Below are 18,213 nucleotides of genomic sequence, written 5' to 3'. Positions count from 1 at the left end.
TGAAAAAGGGGCGCATGGTGCGCCCCTTTTCATGACCGCCGGGATCACTGGTTGATCGGGTTTTCCGGGTACCAGACATCCACCAGCGGGCTCAGGGTGAAGCTGGCCAGCTCGCTGCGGCCCTTGAGCCAGGCTTCCAGCTTGCTGCGCTGCTCTTCGTTGACCGAGCCGCGCTTGGACAGGCAGACGAAACCGTAGTCATCGCCACCGACGTAGCCCAGGCCATTGCCCTGGATGGCATCGTCGATGAACTGATCGAGGAAGCTTTCCAGCTCCGCTTCGGCCAGCCCGTCCTTGTAGGTCAGGCTCAGCTCGCAACCCAGCTCCTGGAATTCATCGACGCAAAGCTTTTTTCGCAGGCGGCGGGAACGGTTAGTAGCCATCAGGCAATCCTCTTCATGTGTTCAAGCGCGGCACTCTAGCAGTTTCCCCGCCGGCTTGCCCGCCCGCGTGGCGGAACGGCACAACGAAGCCCGCCGCAGAGCGTGCGAGCGGTCAGCGGCACGAGCGCCCAGGAAACGCTTGCGGCATAATGCGCACCATTTCCCGAACACGTCGTGGGAACCTGCCATGCCAATTTGCGTTACTCGCCCTCGTGCGGAGGGCATTCGTTGATGTTCAAGTCCATTCGTATCCTCGCCCTCACCGGCCTCATTCTCCCCTTCGCCCAACCGGCCTTCGCCGTTCAGGTCAACGCCAACGTACCGGCCAAGGTCCAGCAGGCGCTGAAGAAGAACAAGATCCCGCAGAACTCCCTCTCGCTGGTGACCCTGCCCCTGACCGGCCCCGGCGCGCAGACCATCTTCAACGCCGATGTGTCGGTGAACCCGGCTTCCACCATGAAGCTGATCACCACCTACGCCGCCCTCGAGCTGCTCGGCCCCACCTATCAGTGGAAGACCGAGTTCTTCACCGATGGCACCGTCAAGGACGGCGTGCTCCACGGCAACCTCTACCTCAAGGGTGGCGGTGACCCGAAGCTGAACATGGAGAAGCTCTGGCTGCTGATGCGTGACCTGCGCGCCAATGGCGTGCTGAAGATCACCGGCGACCTGGTGCTCGACCGCAGCCGCTTCGTGCACCCGCAACTACCGGCTTTCAATGACGACGGCGGCGACGAGAACAAGCCCTTCCTGGTCGGCCCGGACTCCCTGCTGGTCAACCTCAAGGCCTTGCGCTTCATCGCCCGCGCCGACGGCGGCCGCGCCAGCATCGCCGCCGAGCCGCCCATCGAGAGCATCCGCATCGACAACCAGGTGAAGGTGACCAAGGCCGCGCCCTGCCCTGCCTGGCCCGACGTGCGCTACAACCCGGTGACCCAGTTCGACGGCACCACGGTGATCGCCAGCGGCAGCCTGCCCGAAGGCTGCAGCGCGCAGACCTACCTGTCGCTGCTCGACCACCCGGGCTATGCCGCCGGCGCGGTGCGGGCGATCTGGAAGGAACTGGGCGGCAGCATCCTCGGCAAGGACCGCCTCGCCGGCGTGCCCAAGGATGCCAAGCTGCTGGCGCGGGCCTTCTCCCCGGACCTGGTGGAGATCATTCGCGACATCAACAAGTACAGCAACAACACCATGGCGCAGCAGCTGTTCCTCAGCATCGGCGCGCAGTTCCGCAACGAGGCCGACGGCGACGATGCCAAGGCCGCGCAACGGGTGATCCGCGCCTGGCTGGCGAAGAAGGGCATCACCGCGCCGCACCTGGTGATGGAGAACGGTTCCGGCCTGTCGCGCCAGGAGCGGGTCAGCGCGCGGGAGATGGCGACCATCCTGCATGCCGCCTGGCAGAGCCCCTACGCCGCGGAGTACATCGCGTCCCTGCCGCTGGTGGCGATGGACGGCACCATGCGCAAGCGCCTGCGCCGCACGCCCATGGCAGGCGAAGCGCATATCAAGACCGGCACCCTGAACACGGTGCGTGCAATCGCCGGTTTCAGCCGCGACGACAACGGCAACACCTGGGCGGTGGTGGCGATCCTCAACGACCAGCGTCCGTGGGGCGCCTCCTCGATCCTCGATCAGGTGCTGCTGGACCTCTACAACCAGCCGCGCCGCTGATCCCGCACCCTTGACGGGGGCGCCGACGCCCCCGTCTCTCACTCGGCGCAGCACACCTGGTCGCGGCCGCCCTGCTTGGCGGAATAGGCCGCCGTATCCACCCGCCGCAGCAGTGCATCGGCGGTCTCGCCATCACGCCAGCAGGCACAGCCGAAGCTGGCGGTGACGTGGCCGACGCCCGCCACCTCATCCCGGCGCATGCCCTGCAACAGCGCTTCGGCCAATGATCGCGCCTGCTCCAGGTTGGTCTCCGGGCAGAGCACGATGAATTCCTCGCCGCCCAGCCGGCACAGCACGTCGATGCGCCGCAGCCGCTGGCCAATGCGCTGGCACAGTTGCTTGAGCACCCGGTCGCCCGCCTCGTGGCCATGCTGGTCGTTCACCAGCTTGAAGTGATCGATATCCAGCATCACCAGCGAGAACGGGCCCTCGCTGCGCAATGCCCTGGCGATCTCCGCATCCAGGCGCTCCTGGAAATGGCGACGGTTGAACACGCCGGTCAAGGCGTCGGTGATGGACAGTGCCCGCAGCTCCTGCTCCACCAGCTTGTGTCCGGTGACATCGGAGATATAGCCGTGCCACAGCACGCTGCCATCGGCCATGCGCTCGGGCTCCGACTCGCCGCGCAGCCAGCGCAGGCCCTGGCGCGGCAGCAGCACGCGGAAGTCCTCGCGCCAGGTCTGCATGACGGCGGCGGAATGCAGGATGCTGGCGTAGATCCGCTCCAGGTCCTCCGGGTGCAAGCGGGTGAAGGCCTGGGAAGCATCTCCGTTCACCTGCTCGGGCTCGACCTCGAGGATGTCGCTCACCCCGGCACTGACATAAGGGAAGCGATGCCGGCCATCGGGGTACAGCTGGTACTGGTAGATGGCGCCCGGCACCCGCGCGCTGAGTTTCTGCAGCAAGCGGTCGCGGTCCTCCAGGGCCTCCTGCACGCGCTTGCGGTCGGTCACGTCGATGGCCACGCCGAGGTAGCCCACCAGTTGGTCGTGCTGGTCGCGCACGCCGGTGAGGATGAGGTTGCCGGTAAGGTGGCCACCGTCCTTGCGCACGTAGGTCCACTCGTGTTCGTCGTAGCAATCACCGGCGGTGACCTCGACCACATAGTGGTGGAAGTCGCGGATGGGCCGCGACAGCCGCTTCGACAGGGCCTCGCAGCGGGCCTGGATCTCCGCCTCCAGGTGCAGCATGCGCGGGCGCTTGCCGACCATCTCCGCGGCGCTGTAGCCGAGCATGCGTTCGGCGCCGACGTTGAACTGAAGGACGAAACCATCGAGGTCGGTGGCGATGATCGACACCTGAGTGGCCGCGTCCAGCACCCCACGCAACTGCCCGTGGGCCAGCGCCAGCTGCAGCTCGGCGGCCTTGCTGGCGCTGATATCGGTCTGGGTGCCGATCATCCGTAGGGGCGAGCCATCGGGGTTCCACTCCACCACCTTGCCGCGGTCGAGCACCCACACCCAGGCACCGCCCTTGCGCTGCATGCGGTGCTCGCTCTGGTAGATCGGCGTCTCGCCGCGCAGGTGACGCTGCAGGGCGGCATCCACCGCTGGCGCATCGTCGGGGTGTTGCAGGCGCAGGCACAGCTCCGGCTCGTCGGGCACCTCGTCCACGTCATAGCCGAGCATGCCCTTCCAGGCACGGGAGTAGTACACCGTGTCGGAGGCGATCTCCCAATCCCATACACCGTGGCCGGCGCTGTCCAGGGCGAAGGCCCAGCGCTCCTCGCTGAGCTTGAGGTCGAGCTCGCGCTCGCGCAGCTCGCGGGTGCGCTCGGCCACCAGGCGCAGGGCGCGTTGACGCTGGCTGATCAACAGCATCAGGTAGGCCGCCATGAGCAGGGTGATCAGGCCGCCGGTGGCGATCACCAGGTGCCAGGCGGATGAACGGTTGGCCATGGCGAAGCCTTCACTGGGGCGCAGCTCCAGGCGGTAGGTGCGGTCGGCGAAGGCAAAGGAACGGGTGATCAGCAGGCCCGAATCATCGTCCTCGGCCTTGCTCAGGTAGAGCGCTTGCGGGTCGTCTTCCTCGGTGACATCGATCAGGCGCATGGCCAGGCTGCCGAGCACCTCGTCGGGGATGCCCTGCTCCATTTCCCGGCGCAGGCTGATCACACCAAGGACGAAGCCGCGCAACGCGTGCCCCTCGGTGGCGGCCGGGTTGAACACCGGTACCGCCATGAGAATGCCCCGGGCGTCGGCCCCAGGCACACCAATCAGCGTCAGGGCATCGGAGGCGACGGCCTGGTGCCCGGCGCGGGCCTTGTCCAGCAAGGCTGCACGCTCGGGCTGCGAACTCAGGTCCAGCCCCAGGGGCAAGCGCCCGGCGAGCCCGGACACGCTGTAGAACACCGGCAGGTAGTGGTCGCGCTCGGGGCTGGCCTGGGCGGTGCCGTCCTTGTCCAGGTCATGGAAGCGGAAGCGCCTGAGCCCATCCACGCGGGCCTCCTCCTCGAACACGGGGCGCTCGCTGCGCGCCACCCAGGGCACCCAGGAATAGGCCAGGGTGTCGTCCAGCAGCGGCTCGACGAAGCCCTGGAATTCGTCACGGCTTACTGTCTGGGAATTGAGGAAGAAGCGCTGCAGGGCGTCCAGCTCCTTCAACTGGTCGCCGAAGCGTTCCTGGATGCGGCTGAGGCGTTCGGTGGCGATCTGCGAGAAGCGCTCACGCAGCTGGTTACGCTCGGAGTCGTGCACCAGGCTGGCCAGCAGCATGGTCAGGCTGAGGCCGCCGGAGATCACCAGCAAGCAGGCCAGCCAGAGCAGGCTGCGGCCGGTCAGGCGGGAGTGCAGGGACGACTTTCCCAGGGCAAGCGACAGCATGCTTACATCTCGGAGCTAAGTGATGAGGACGGCCCCTGTGATCACAAATTTAGCCAACATACTGGCACTTTGCCTAGACAAAACCCTGCCGCCCCTGCCCTGGCTGACGGACGGCAGCGCAGCTCAGCGCGCGGTGAATTTCCAGGCGCGGTGGATCTTCTGGTTGCGGGCGAAATCCGGGTCGATGGTTTCGGCGCTGATCTCGCTCACCTGGTAGCGCTGGTCGAGGCTTTCATCCAGCTGGAACTTGCGGAAGTTGTTGGAGAAGTACAGCACCCCGCCCGGCGCCAGGCGGGCCATGGCCAGGTCCAGCAACTGCACATGGTCGCGCTGTACGTCGAACACCCCTTCCATGCGCTTGGAGTTGGAGAAGGTCGGCGGGTCGATGAAGATCAGCTCGTACTCGCCACGGTCCTCCGCCAGCCAGGCCATCACGTCGCCCTGCTCCAGCTTCTGCTTGTCGGAGAAGCCGTTGAGGGAGAGGTTGCGCCGCGCCCAGTCGAGGTAGGTGCGCGACAGGTCGACGCTGGTGGTGCTGCGGGCACCGCCCTTGGCCGCATGCACGCTGGCGGTTGCGGTGTAGCAGAACAGGTTGAGGAAGCGCTTGCCGGCGGCCTCGCGCTGGATGCGCAAGCGCATGGCGCGGTGGTCGAGGAACAGGCCGGTGTCGAGGTAGTCGGTGAGGTTGACCAGCAGCTTCACGCCACCCTCGCTGACCTCCATGAACTGGCCCTGGGTCGCCTGGCGTTCGTACTGGCGGGTGCCGCTCTGGCGCTCACGGCGCTTGACCACCACGCGCGACTGGTCGATGCCCAGTGCCTGGGGAATCGCGGCAAGGGCATCGAGCAGACGGCCCTGGGCCTTCTCCGGGTCAATGGAGCGCGGCGCGGCGTATTCCTGCACGTGCACCCAGTCGCCATAGAGGTCGATGGCCAGGGCGTACTCGGGCATGTCGGCGTCATACAGGCGGTAGCACTGCACGCCTTCGCGCTTGGCCCACTTGCCCAGCTGCTTGAGGTTCTTCTGCAGGCGGTTGGCGAACATCTGCCCGCCTTCGGAGAGGCGCGCCTGCTCCACCACGGGCGCAGCACCGGCCTGGGGCTCGGCAGCGGCGTCCTGGCGGCGCGAACCGGTGACGAACTGGTCGGGCAGCACCTTGATCAGCAGCAGCTTGCACGGCAGCGCGCCGTTCCAGAAGGCGTACTGCTTATGGCTGCGCAGGCCCATGCGCTTGCCCAGCTCGGGTGCGCCGGTGAACACCGCCGCTTCCCAGTTCAGGCAGGACTGGCGCAGGCGCTCGCCAAGGTTCTGGTAGAGGTAAAGCAGGCTGGCCTCGTCGCCCAGGCGCTCGCCATACGGGGGGTTGCTGATGACCAGGCCCTTCTGGTTCTGGTCGGGGCGCGGCTCGAAGGTGGCCAGCTCGCCCTGGTAGATCTTCACCCAGTCGGACAGCCCCGCACGCTCGATGTTGTTGCGCCCGGGCTGGATCAGCCGCGGGTCGGCCTCGTAGCCACGGATCCACAGCGGCGGGCGGGCCAGGCCGGCATCGGCGCGGGCCTGGGCCTCCTCGTGGAGCTTCTTCCAGATCGCCGGCACATGGCCCTGCCAGTTGGAGAAGCCCCAGCGCTCGCGCTTGAGGTTGGGGGCGATATCGGCGGCCATCATCGCCGCCTCCACCAGGAAGGTGCCGACACCGCACATGGGGTCGGCCAGCGCGCCGCCTTCGGCGGCGATACGCGGCCAGCCGGCACGCAGCAGGATGGCGGCGGCCAGGTTTTCCTTCAGCGGCGCGGCGCCCTGCTGCAGACGGTAGCCGCGCTGGTGCAGGCTGTGGCCGGCGAGGTCGAGGGAAAGGATCGCCTCGCCCTTGTCCAGGCGCAGGTGGATGCGCAGGTCCGGGTTGACCTTGTCGATGGACGGGCGCTCGCCGCTGGCGGTGCGCAGCTTGTCGACGATGGCGTCCTTGACCTTGAGGGCACCGAAGTGGGTGTTGTCGATGCCCGAACCGTGGCCGCTGAATTCCACCGCCAGGCTGCCGGTGGGCGACAGGTGGTCGTGCCAGTCAACGTCGAGCACGCCCTGGTAGAGGTCTTCGGCGTTCTGCACCGGGAAGCGCTTGAGCACCAGCAGCACGCGGTTGGCCAGGCGCGACCAGAGGCACAGGCGGTAGGCGGTTTCCAGATCGCCCTGGCCACGGATAGCGGCCACCTGCTCGCGCGCCTCGACGAGGCCCAGCGAGGTGGCCTCTTCCAGCAACAGGCCCTCCAGGCTTTTCGGGCAGGTGAGGAAGAGTTCGAAAACATCCGACATGGTAGTTCCAGTGCCTTGCGGCTGATCAGCGGCACGGATTCATCTCCGTGCGGTCATAAAATATGTGACTAAAGGTCGCAGAACGGCCCTTCGTCGGATAGGAAAATTCCCATTCTCATCCGCGCGGGCCCATAGCACCGCGACATCATGGGTTTCTCAAGGCCCCATTCCATCGGGGCTGAGCCTGTTCGCACGCGTGACAGGCTCTTACAGCTTATGGTCCGGAACCCATTCTCGTTACGTCCTTATGACAAAACGATCATTCCAATGCCCCGGAGCAACGGTTAGAACTCAGTTATCCGCTGCCGCAACGGTAGCGGAAGGAGAACGGTAACGCCGGCAGCCGTTCTTCAGTGGCAGAGCATTCTCTGCCGGGTTCCCGACTTGGGGCCAATGGACATAACAGTCAACAAATGAGGGCTACACCCTATGAGAAGACTTAAGCGTGATCCGATGGAACGAGCATTTCTGCGCGGTTATCAGCACGGCATTCATGGCAAATCCCGCGATCTCTGTCCTTTTACCCATCCCACCACTCGCCAAGCCTGGATAAACGGCTGGCGTGAAGGTCGCGGCGACCACTGGGATGGCTTTACCGGCACTGCCGGCATTCATCGACTCAACGAACTCCACGCCGTCGGCTGACACTGGATCACACCGACTTCACCAAGCACGCCCCATCCGGGCGGCGGGCGCAAGCCCAGGGGCTCCCTAAGGGAGCCCTTTTTATTGCCCGCGATTCAGGCCTTGGGCAGCGCGGCGATGGCATCCACCGCTTCGCGGATCAGCGCCGGGCCCTTGTAGATGAAGCCCGAATAGATCTGCACCAGGCTCGCCCCAGCGGCTATCTTCTCGGCCGCGTGACGGCCTTCGGTGATGCCGCCCACGGCGATGATCGGCAGGCGCCCGGCCAGCTCGCCGGCCAGGACGCGAACGGTATGGGTGCTCTTATCGCGCACCGGCGCACCGGACAGGCCGCCAGCCTCGTCACCGTACTCCAGCCCCTCGACGCCTTCGCGACCCAGGGTGGTGTTGGTGGCGATCACCGCATCCATGCCCGACTCGACCAGTGCAGCGGCCACCAGCACGGTTTCCTCGTCGCTCATGTCCGGGGCGATCTTGATCGCCAGGGGCACGCGGCGGCCGTGCCGCACGGCGAGGTCTTCCTGGCGCTGGCGCAGGGCTTCGAGCAACTGCTTGAGCGAATCACCGAACTGCAGGCTGCGCAGGCCGGGGGTGTTGGGCGAGCTGACGTTGACCGTCACGTAGCTGGCATCGGCGTAGACCTTGTCCAGGCAGATCAGGTAGTCGTCCACCGCGCGCTCGACCGGGGTGTCGAAGTTCTTGCCGATATTGATGCCCAGCACGCCCTTGAACTTCGCCGCGCGAACCCGTGCCAGCAGGTGATCGACGCCATGGTTGTTGAAGCCCATGCGATTGATGATCGCCTCGGCCTCGGGCAGGCGGAAGAGACGCGGCTTGGGGTTGCCCGGCTGCGGGCGCGGCGTCACGGTACCGATCTCGACGAAACCGAAGCCCAACTGGGCGAAGCCGTCGATGGCATCGCCGTTCTTGTCCAGGCCAGCGGCCAGGCCGACGGGATTGGGGAACTCCAGCCCCATGACCTTCACCGGCAGGCTGGCCGGCGCCTTGGTCAGCAAGCCGTTGAGGCCCAGGCGCCCCCCGGCGCCGATCAGGTCGATGGACAGCTCGTGGGAGGTTTCCGGGGACAGTTTGAACAGCAGCTCGCGGGCCAGGGTGTACATGGGCGGGTATCGATCGGCGGGATGGGCCGGCGATTATAGCCGCCAGCCCCGGCTCAGGCGAGGCGGCGTAGCGCCAACAGCGAGCCGCCGGGGTCGAACTCCAGCTCGAATGAACCATGAATGCCATCATGGGTCAGAAAAGGCCGCAAATGATGCGCAGGCAAGCTAACCTTGCGCCCGTCGCGGCTGCGCAACATCACTCGGTTGGCGTGGCCCTGGTAGACCGCAAGAAAGCGCTCGGCACTCAGGGAAATATCCAGCACCAGGCTGGGCATGGAGGCATCCTCTTGGTTGATATCAACACCAGTATCGTTCCGCAGCCCCTGGCGACGCCAGGTTTCAGCGCATCGGCGGGCAAAGCCGTGCAGCCTCGCCCGACCTCTGCCACACTGGCACTCGTGACCCGGGAGTCCTAGTCTGGCCATGAGTTCGCAGTCGTCCCCATCCTCTCTTTCCTCACGCCTGGCTGCCCTCGCGCAGCGCCTTGGCCTGGGAGGACGTGCGCCGCGCCTGCTGGAAAGCGCCAGCCAGCTGCGATTGCCCTTCCAGCAATTGCCACCCCCGCAGGCCGATATCTGGTGGCAGAACGCGCCGCCCCTGCAACGCCTGGTCGACCTCCCCCGCAACGCCCTCTCCGGGCCGGTGCAGGAGGACAAGGCCCAGGCCCATGCGGTGTTGGTCCGGGTGGTGGAAGTGGAGCCGCGCGAGCTCGCCAATTTCGACCTGCGCCTGATCGATGGGTTCTGCGGCAGCGACTGTGTGGCAGCACCCAGCCCCAGCTTCGAAGCCTTCGCCGCCACGCCGGCCTGCCGCAGCGTGCGCATCATCAGCTACAAGGACTTCGTCAAGGCCATCAGCCTGCCGCTGCCGCGCTTCCTCGCCGGTGAGCGCATAGCCCTGTGCCAGTCCAGCTGGCATGGCAAACGGGTGTTCTGGAGCGGCACCCATCACCTGGAGGCCTTCGCCAGCGCCATCGCCTATGCGCGCCGGCGGGAGCTGGAAGTGGCCCTACCGGCCGAACTCACCACCTACCGCCTCAACCCGGCCGGCCTCGCCGATCTGGACACCCACTACCACGTCCTGGCCATGCCGGTGCAGGCCTGGAGCGATCCGGCCTTCATGGGCCTGCTGCTGGACGGCGGCATCCCCTACTCGCGCCTGTCGCTGCTGAAGAACAGCGGCGCCCCCGAATTCCTTTTGCTGCCCAAGGACCACCCCGAGGCCACCGCCCTGGGCGAAGGCCTGCGCCTGGCCGGCGCCGCCGATGTGGTGCGCTACCTCGCGTCCCTGAGCTGATTCTGCCTCACAAGCAACCGATCTCACCGAGGCAGCAAACCGATCAGCCCACAGTTCGTCACGAACCGTCCTTTGTCGATGAAGTTCCCACTGGCAGACCTATCGCTGACTCGGTAGTCCCCGCAGTCGGTGGAGAGGCGCTGATGGCTTATCCATGGCAGCAGGCGTCTTGTCTCGTTCGGCCGGCATACTCAGCTCGCAGTCGCCTGGGGCAGCGAGGTCAGAAGCACGCAACCGCAGGCACAACGATGGCCATGGAAGGCAACCGGTACACCGTGGTCGCTGAATACTGGATGCCCCTCGGCGATAACCGTCGGGCCATGTCCGGGAATTGCACAACTGACGGTATCACCCATACGCGCCACACCAATTCCATGAAACTTCATGACAGCAGAGCCGGAAGCAACTACGCCGCCGCCAGTGGTCTTGTCACCCACTCGGATGACTCCTTTCATTGGGCATACCTCGCGACCAAACTCATTGAAATTGGCCCCCCCTACATTAGCCATCAAAAAATGACTTGCGCGGATCTGGGGAATTGGGTCCACGGCGGTGTCCTTTTTCAGTTTGAGTCCATGGCCACCGCAGGCCGCCAGCAGCAGGCACAGGACAACCCGCCCCCAAGCTCTAGGCTTCACCGAGCATCTTCCACCTGACCGGCTCCGGCCCTAAGGTGACCTTCTCCGGCAGCGGCCATAGGCGGGGTGTGCGTTGCTCCAGGGTCAGCGTGGGCAAGATCTCCCCCTCCTTGAAATGACGGCGGACCTTGCCTTTCACGGTGATCCAGAAGAAATCCACACTCATCGCCGCCCAGTAGCCGGCACGCGGGCAAGGCTCCCCGCTGACGCAGATGAGTGACGAGTCCAGGTAGACGAAGTGAGGCGACTCGGGTGTTGGCCGGCCGGTGGCGGGGTCGAGGTGCTTGTCCCTGGCCAGTTGGCTGATCAGCGCCTCGCTGGGCTTGGGCGGCGGGATATTGGCCTTGCGCTCCTCCAGCCACTGAAGCTTGCCGTCCCAGGGCGGCAGCTTGGCAGGAGGCAGCGGGAGGATTTCGTTGATCTCGGGGACTTTGGGGGAGGCGTAGGAGTAGTCCGCAAGGATGCTCCAGATGGCTTTGTAGCGTTCGGCACGTTCGAGGTCTTTCTCTTGGCCCAGATAATTCATATCGTCTGTCGAATCAGCCCCAAGGAAGCCACGACTCAAGTAGCTTGCAGAGGTTTCATCACCAGCAGCGATTCCCAACTGAAAGGCCGATATGGCTTCTTGATAATTGCCCGCCATTGATAGATGAACACCAAGCGCTCTAGCCGCTCTTCCATGCCCCTGCTCCGCCGCACAGCGCCGCATCTGCCGGGCGATATCCGGTGCGATATCGATGGGGGCCAGTTTGTCGGCCACATAGGCCTGGGCCGTGGCGCTGCCCATATCGGCCGCCTTGCGGTAATACCGCAGCGCCATCTCCTTGTCCTCTACCAATCCCAGGGCACCCTGTTGCAGCGAGAGGGCGATGATGGTGTAGCCCGTCGCCACCTTGGCCTCGATCAGCGCTTCGGTCAGCCGCACATGCTCGGCGCTGCGCAACCTGAAGGTGCCCTGCATGGAACCGTTCTGCAGGTTGATATTGGCCTTGGCGTGGCCATGCTCTGCGGCAATGCGGTAGAGCCGCTCCACTTGCCCATCCACGCTGGGGTTTTCCTCGAGCTGGTTGTTCTTCTGCAGCCAGCGGGCGTACTTGAACAACAGGTCGCTGTCCGCGGTAGGGGCGGGGTATGCCTCATGCGTGCAAGTAAAGGCCAGGTTGGCACGGATCTGCGTGAGTGGATCCACGGTGAGTTCCTTTTCCGGAGAAGTGGCGGCGCCGTCAGGGTCGCAGGCGCTGATCAGCAGGCAGGCCAGCACACTCAGGACTCCTGGTAGCCAGACGCTAGGCTTCACCGAGCATCCTCCATCTCACCCGCTCCGGGCCTTCGGTGACTTTTTCCGGCAGTGGCCATATCCGGGACGTGCGTCGCTCCAATATCAGTGTGGGCAGTACCTCCCCTTCCTTGAAGTGCCGGCGGGCCTTGCCTTTCACGGTGATCCAGAAGAAGTCCACCTCCATCGCCGCCCAGTAGCCCGCACGCGGGCAAGGCTCGCCGCTGACGCAGATGGGCGGCGAATCCAGATAGACGAAGTGGGGCGATTCAGGTGTTGGCCGCCCGGTGGCGGGGTCGAGGTGCTTGTCCCTGGCCAGTTGCCTGATCAGCGCCTCGCTGGGCTTGGGCGGCGGGATATTGGCCTTGCGCGCCTCCAGCCACTGGAGCTTGCCGTCCCAGGGCGGCAGCTTGGCAGGAGGCAGCGGGAGGATTTCATTGATCTCGGGGACTTTGGGGGCCGCGTAGGAGTATCGGGCGAGAATGCGCCAGATGGTCTKGTARCGTTCGGCRCGTTCGAGGTCYWTWTCYTGGCCCAGGTARTRGRSRGTRTYYGYKGGSGRRGGSCCACKAAAGSCTTCYYMMAGAMRSCCTGCYGARSYYTCATCNCCCGSSSSMWSMCCCWRWNTGAAARGCYTCMAGYGCTTYTYGRWAKYGMYYRTCMYMWKYSARRTCWACSCCSAGGTCYGTMGCYGCATCGCCATGCCCTTGCTCCGCTGCACAGTGCCGCATCTGCCGGGCGATATCCGGTGCGATATCGATGGGGGCCAGCTTGTCGGCCACATAGGCCTGGGCCGTGGCRCTGCCCATATCGGCCGCCTTGCGGTAATACCGCAGCGCCATYTCCTTGTYCTCTGCCAGYCCCAGGGCACCCTGTTGCAGCGAGAGGGCGATGATGGTGTATCCCGTCGCCACCTTGGCCTCGATCAGCGCTTCAGTCAGCCGCACATGCTCGGCGCTGCGCAACCTGAAGGTGCCCTGCATGGAACCGTTCTGCAGGTTGATATTGGCCTTGGCGTGGCCATGCTCGGCGGCAATGCGGTAGAGCCGCTCCACTTGCCCATCCACGTTGGGGTTTTCCTCGAGCTGGTTGTTCTTCTGCAGCCAGCGGGCGTACTTGAACAGCAGGTCGCTGTCCGCSGTAGRGGYGGGGTATGCCTCRTGCGTRCAGGTAAAGGCCAGGTCGGCACGGATCTGCGTGAGTGGATCCACGGTGAGTTCCTTTTCCGGAGAAGTGGCGGCGCCGTCWGGGTCGCAGGCGCTGATCAAGAAGCAGGTAAGCAGCAGTAGGAGGCGCATCAGTCGAGGTTGCTCAGCCTGGGTTTGTCATAGAGGAATTCCACSAGWGGRGTWTCKGGYGGMAGMYTTYYTGATTGGCGCYYCTTGTTYTYCTTGATRMGKTCYTCCCAAGCCTTAAAGGCATCCTCCGGATCATCCTGCCCTCCCCTACCTGCGGTATGCAGATTCCAGAGCCGCCGACGCATGGCCTGGGTCACATGGGCCATCTCGTGGGCGATGTTCATTTCGCTGTCCACCTGCATGCTGCGGGTATTGATATTGGCCGAACCATGGGTGGTGAAGACGTCATCGACGATCATCAACTTGGAGTGGATGTACACCGGCACCCAGTCRTCGGCYGGCGAGTCACCGGAAACCAGTGAGCAGACGTGCACCTTGAGACCGGGGCGCTCCGGTGGACGGTTGACGGGGTTTCTTTTGATCTGATCGATCTCCGCCTCGAGATCGGCGGCGCGTTGCCGTGCCGCTTCGGCGGCCTGCTGCTCGGCCTCTCTGGCCTTGTCGCCCAATTGGGTGCCGCCCAGGGTATCGGACAGCGAGGCCATCGCCCCCAGAACCTTGCGCTCGGCTCGCTCATGCCAGGCGGGCTCCAGTTCTGCGGCACGCTGCTTGGCCTGGTCGATGCGGCGCAGCTTGGTGACTTCCGGAATCGTCTCTTCGCGCCCCAGTCGCTCCAGCATGCGCTGTGTATTGACGGTTCCAGCACCGATCCCGTCATCGGTAACGTTGGTGATCACGAACAGATGCAARGCGCCGTGAAGACCAGGGTCGCGGCCGTTGTTGGTCTGCACTTTGGCGGCCCGGAGAATGGCATCGGCCAAGGGTGGCCAACGGAAGTACTGGTTCTCGATGTAGATGAACTGGGTGGCATTGTTGATGGCTTGCAGATAGGCACGCTCGATATCGCGTTTGCCCTCCTGGGCCTGGGTGCGTAGCAACTGACCCATGATCAGCGGGTCCTTCTCCCACAGTGCCAATTTCTCGGCGACCGAAGCGGCTTGCCTCGTGACAAACAGGTTCTCTCCGGTTTCCCGTCGCCAGGCCGTGGCGAAGTTGTGATGCAGATGCGCCAGAATGGGGCCTGTCACTCTGCTGGAAATGTCCTGGCGCGGCAGATGCCCCCGCGCGCCCCGGTCGGGTGCTGGCCTGTCGGTGTACGTACGTCCCCACGCGGAGTGCTGGTCGGTGTCCCAGTACTCGTCGAGCATGTTGTGGCCCATGACGAAACCCACGGCCAGCTCGGGGATTTCATAGTCGACCAGCACCGTCTTCTGGTGATGGGTGACAGCCCCCGCCAGCGTGCCAATGGTGCTCAGGCTCAGTTCAGGATCCAGGCTGTGCAGCGCGGCCTGGTAAGCAATCTCAGTCCGCTGCATGAAGTCGAAACCACGGCTGACAAATACCGGACGCAGCCTATTCCAAACGGCAGCCTGGTCATCCCACGCGGCGCACTTGCTGAACCACTCCCGATCGTAGGCGTGTTGCTCGTCCGTTGAACTTTGTCCTGCACGGGCCCGCAAATGTGGACGCTTGCCCGGCAGGTTGGCTTCGCCTGCGACGCCGGCCGTGTTACCGATCATCTCCCAGCCCAGGATGCGTACACGTACAGGGTTTCTCCGGTCTTTCGCCTTGGCGATCAGGAGTTCGCCAATACAGGGAGCACTGCCGTCTCGAATGAAGTACATCGAGGGCTGGAAGCCCCAGCAAATGATGTCCACTGATCGGGTGGCGCGGGCGATAGCCTCGTGAACGGCGCGGAAGGCTTCCTCACCATTTATCAGCGGTCTGTATGTTGCAGGTCTGGGGCGATACTCGGTGTCACTGACAAACCAGGGGGAGGTGCACATCAGGTCCTGGGTATGCCGCAACGAAAGCGGAACAACGATTTCACGAACGGTCATGACTGCTCTTCTTCTCGCTGGGTAATACCCTCCAGTAGAGCGGCATAGTCGTTGCGGTGATCRGTATGCCGTACAGGGGGACCAATCTCCGAGTCGGTGCTCAGGGAGGGAAGGTTATGGAAGCCGCGATTGGCCAGATGCCCTTGCTCTGGATTGCGATAATCCTCGGGCACTGGAATCTCGTAACGCACGCCGTTTGCCAGCTCCAGCTGGTAGTGCCGGGTGATGACCTGGTGGTCGAAGGCCAAGTAACCGGTCCTGTCCAGCACGCCCTCTTCCAGCATCTCGCCGTCGGCAAATAGGCTGTATGGCATGCCGGCCCATGTGGTGTGCGGGTCATTGGGAGTGCGCGATATCCGTAACCTGACTCGCTGTGCCGACTCGAGCTTCGGGTACTGCGGGTGGGTGGCTTTCATGCTGGCCGGCCCCTGGTAGTCGAAATGCGCCGCCTTGATCAGGTGGTCCCCCTGGGTGCCGGATTCGATGGAACAGGCGTCGAGGCTGATGTAGCTGCCCCCGGCGTTGAGGACGATCTTCTTCTTGGCGGTGATGTGGATTTCGTCCTCGGTGCTGACGATGTCCAGCCCCTGGCGAGCCAGCAGTTCCAGGCGGTCGTTCTGCGCCTGGATCTGCACCGCGCCCTGGTTGGCGATGAGCTTCAGGCCAAGCTTGCGCACGAACAGGCTGACGCCCTCCCCCACACCGATGAACAGCCGCCTCACCACGCTCAAGGCCGCGTCCTTACCGGCGTTGGCGATCAGGCTCCGTTCCGCGGCAAGTTGCAGGTGGTGACCACTGCTGAGGGCGATGCCCTTGGGGGCACTGAGCAGCAGGACGGCGGACTTGATCTGCTCCAGGTCCTGCCGGAGCAGGTCGAGTTGCGCCTGTACGTCAGCCGGATCGGCCTTGGCGAGCTGTGCGTCGCCCGAGAGCGCCCCCATCTGTTCGCCCGCCTCGTGCAGCCGGGCCATGGCCTCCCCCATGGCCAGCACCTGCCCCTGGGCACGCGGCTGTTCATCGGCACTGATGAACATGCCCTTGCCGGAACGCAGCGCGCCCCTGCCATCGGTGCGCAGCTCGAAGCCTTCGCCGCGTTTCTGCCGCTGCCCGTCCACCAGGTGGCCGAGGTTGAGCTGGCTCTTGCCGCTGTGCTCGGTGCTGAGCTTGATGTGTTCCCGGCCACGGGTGTCGTCCAGGCGCAGCTTGTTGTTGGCAGGGGTGCGCAGAACGTTGCGCTTGTAGTTCTTCAGGGTGACCAGGTCGGGGTGCCGGCTGTCGTGCAGGGCGAAGGCGATGAAGCCACGGTCCGGGTCACCGTGCTCGAAGGCGATGCCGACCTCGGTGCCCTGGACCAGCGGCAGGTGCAGGCCGTAGGTGTCCCCGGCGTAGGGCCGCGCCAGGCGCAACCACATGCTCTCCTGGCCGGCGGGCCAGGTGTCCTGGTCGAAGAGGAAGTTGACCTTGTAGCGGCCCTCCAGGTCGATGTGACTGTAGAGGTCGTCGGCCTGCGCGCTGGTGACGCGGGCCGGGAGGGTGCCGGCGATCACGGGCCTGGGCAGCAGCGGCGAACGGAAGCAGACGCTGTCGCTGTAGGGGATGGCGTCGAAGCGCGCCCCGAAGCTGCGGTCACGGGCGGCGGTGGTGACCAGGCGGGTGATCACGGCGCCGGGAGCGAAAGCGGCGGGCGCACCGCCCTCGACCTTGAGCACCTGGCCTGGCGCCAGGGCGGCGCTGCTGGTGGTACCGGCGAGACGGGTCTGGCCGTTGAGGTAGCGCTCGTGGGCGAGGCGCGYATAGAAGTAGCCGCTTTCGCTCTGCAGGTCTTCGTCCTGGGCGTGAGGGTCGTCCAGCGCAATGTAGGGCTCGCCGTAGTGGTAGGCCTCGCCATAGGTGGTCGGGTCGCCGCGGGTCGGGTCGAGCTCGCCATCGAGGTAGGCAGCCGCATCACGCGGGGTGTAGGCACGGATGCGCAGGCTGCTTTCCACCACGCCATGGCTCGATTGCAGGTCCCAGGCGGAATCCTGCCCGCTGCTGCTGGTGCCGGATTGCGGGCGATAGGGCAGCTGCGCGCCGAACCGGTAGTTGCGCTGGTCGTCGTGGAATTCGACGACATCGATATTCAGGCGCTCGTCGGCGGTGAAGCGGTACCAGATGCCCACTTCGGCCAGCAGGCGACCGATGAAGGCCAGGTCGCTTTCGCCGTATTGCATGACCTGTTCGCGCTTGGGGTAGTCGCGCTTGAGGTCGAAGAAGAAGTCCTGCCCAGCCCAGCGGTGGCGGTCGCTGCGCAGGATCTGCTCGACGATCTCGGGCACCGAGAGGTGCTGGTAGATGCGGTACTGCCGGCCGCGACCGAGCAGTGCCAGGCGCGGTTGCAGGGTGAGTTCGTAGCGGGCTTCGTCATTGGAGCCGGAAAGCCTGCGGAACCCCGTGACCACGCCGTGCAGGGTGCGCAGCGGCTGGGCCGGCGGGATGCTCATGCCCGCGAAGGGCACCGCCACGGGCGGCGGCAGGAGGCTGAAGCTGGCGCCCTGCCCCAGGAGTCGCTCGGCGGGCAGGTCAGGTTGGGTGGAGGTGAATTCCACCCGGTAGGCGAAGGGCTGGCTGAGCGCTTCCTCGCCCCGGAAGGCGAGGACGTCGAGCACGGCGTCGAGGTCGCGAACCCACAGCCGGTGGCGGCTGTGATCGAAGAAGGTGCGGATTTCAGCGAGCATGTCGAGGCCTCATCGATGGGATGGCCCGTATGCATCGCTGGTTCGTGACCGTATCTCGGAGAGACCGCCAAGCCCTGCATCCGGGGCGAGACAGTAGGCTGAAAACCCTGATGAGCAGGGAATAGGGTAAAGCCC

General features: G+C 65.0%; 12 protein-coding genes and 1 pseudogene. 3 read left to right on the top strand and 10 right to left on the bottom strand.

Translation table 11 applies throughout. The features are described from left to right. Nucleotides 1-44: 44 nt before the first annotated feature. A complete protein-coding gene (locus RTW82_RS31730) occupies nucleotides 45-383 on the bottom strand; it encodes a 50S ribosome-binding protein YggL (protein WP_021219580.1) in 339 nt (112 codons plus the stop codon). Between the two features lie 231 nt (nucleotides 384-614). On the opposite strand from RTW82_RS31730, the gene dacB reads away from it, so the two are divergent. Continuing rightward, nucleotides 615-2,057 carry a D-alanyl-D-alanine carboxypeptidase/D-alanyl-D-alanine-endopeptidase gene (gene dacB / locus RTW82_RS31725; protein WP_316925194.1) on the top strand — a complete coding sequence of 481 codons (1,443 nt, stop codon included), beginning with the start codon at nucleotides 615-617 and terminating at the stop codon, nucleotides 2,055-2,057. Between the two features lie 38 nt (nucleotides 2,058-2,095). On the opposite strand, the gene RTW82_RS31720 is transcribed toward dacB, so the two are convergent. Both RTW82_RS31720 and rlmKL read right to left on the bottom strand, forming a co-directional pair. Further along, entirely contained in the window at nucleotides 2,096-4,879 is a 2,784-nt protein-coding gene (locus tag RTW82_RS31720) for a diguanylate cyclase (RefSeq protein ID WP_316925193.1), read from the bottom strand. A 123-nt stretch (nucleotides 4,880-5,002) separates the two neighbouring features. Further along, complete coding sequence (gene rlmKL / locus RTW82_RS31715) at nucleotides 5,003-7,189, bottom strand: bifunctional 23S rRNA (guanine(2069)-N(7))-methyltransferase RlmK/23S rRNA (guanine(2445)-N(2))-methyltransferase RlmL (protein ID WP_316925192.1); 2,187 nt, start codon at nucleotides 7,187-7,189, stop codon at nucleotides 5,003-5,005. 429 nt (nucleotides 7,190-7,618) lie between these two features. Here rlmKL and rmf point away from each other — a divergent pair, with 429 nt between their 5' ends. Continuing rightward, nucleotides 7,619-7,834: a ribosome modulation factor gene (gene rmf / locus RTW82_RS31710; protein ID WP_081672218.1), complete on the top strand. Its 216-nt coding sequence runs from the start codon at nucleotides 7,619-7,621 to the stop codon at nucleotides 7,832-7,834. 95 nt (nucleotides 7,835-7,929) lie between these two features. On the opposite strand, the gene RTW82_RS31705 is transcribed toward rmf, so the two are convergent. Together RTW82_RS31705 and RTW82_RS31700 are read right to left on the bottom strand one after the other, a co-directional pair. Beyond that, nucleotides 7,930-8,955, bottom strand: a complete 1,026-nt coding sequence (locus RTW82_RS31705; RefSeq protein ID WP_316925191.1) for a quinone-dependent dihydroorotate dehydrogenase — start codon at nucleotides 8,953-8,955, stop codon at nucleotides 7,930-7,932. A 53-nt stretch (nucleotides 8,956-9,008) separates the two neighbouring features. Further along, nucleotides 9,009-9,230: a DUF2835 domain-containing protein gene (locus tag RTW82_RS31700; protein WP_184489197.1), complete on the bottom strand. Its 222-nt coding sequence runs from the start codon at nucleotides 9,228-9,230 to the stop codon at nucleotides 9,009-9,011. A 148-nt stretch (nucleotides 9,231-9,378) separates the two neighbouring features. Here RTW82_RS31700 and RTW82_RS31695 point away from each other — a divergent pair, with 148 nt between their 5' ends. Then, nucleotides 9,379-10,251, top strand: coding sequence for a DUF6685 family protein (locus RTW82_RS31695; RefSeq protein ID WP_316925190.1), 873 nt, complete (start codon nucleotides 9,379-9,381; stop codon nucleotides 10,249-10,251). A 191-nt stretch (nucleotides 10,252-10,442) separates the two neighbouring features. Here RTW82_RS31695 and RTW82_RS31690 read toward each other — a convergent pair whose 3' ends face one another. The 5 genes and pseudogenes from RTW82_RS31690 to RTW82_RS11900 all read right to left on the bottom strand — a co-directional run bounded on the left by RTW82_RS31690 (nucleotide 10,443) and on the right by RTW82_RS11900 (nucleotide 18,078). Beyond that, nucleotides 10,443-10,799 (bottom strand): PAAR domain-containing protein, encoded by a 357-nt coding sequence (locus tag RTW82_RS31690; RefSeq protein ID WP_316925189.1) that lies wholly within the window; start codon nucleotides 10,797-10,799, stop codon nucleotides 10,443-10,445. 79 nt (nucleotides 10,800-10,878) lie between these two features. Beyond that, a complete protein-coding gene (locus tag RTW82_RS31685) occupies nucleotides 10,879-12,150 on the bottom strand; it encodes a DUF6396 domain-containing protein (protein ID WP_316925188.1) in 1,272 nt (423 codons plus the stop codon). Nucleotides 12,151-12,175: 25 nt separating this feature from the next. Beyond that, nucleotides 12,176-12,862 (bottom strand): annotated as a pseudogene (locus RTW82_RS11910) (DUF6396 domain-containing protein). 600 nt (nucleotides 12,863-13,462) lie between these two features. Beyond that, nucleotides 13,463-15,364 (bottom strand): phospholipase D-like domain-containing protein, encoded by a 1,902-nt coding sequence (locus tag RTW82_RS11905; RefSeq protein WP_316925187.1) that lies wholly within the window; start codon nucleotides 15,362-15,364, stop codon nucleotides 13,463-13,465. After that, nucleotides 15,361-18,078 (bottom strand): type VI secretion system tip protein VgrG, encoded by a 2,718-nt coding sequence (locus RTW82_RS11900; RefSeq protein ID WP_316925186.1) that lies wholly within the window; start codon nucleotides 18,076-18,078, stop codon nucleotides 15,361-15,363. Before RTW82_RS11900 ends, RTW82_RS11905 begins: the two co-directional genes overlap by 4 nt. Nucleotides 18,079-18,213: the final 135 nt, after the last annotated feature.

Origin of the sequence: Pseudomonas sp. zfem005 (assembly GCF_032621735.1) — a bacterium.
Taxonomy (GTDB): domain Bacteria; phylum Pseudomonadota; class Gammaproteobacteria; order Pseudomonadales; family Pseudomonadaceae; genus Metapseudomonas; species Metapseudomonas solani.
This window is presented reverse-complemented; position numbering and strand designations above follow the sequence as displayed.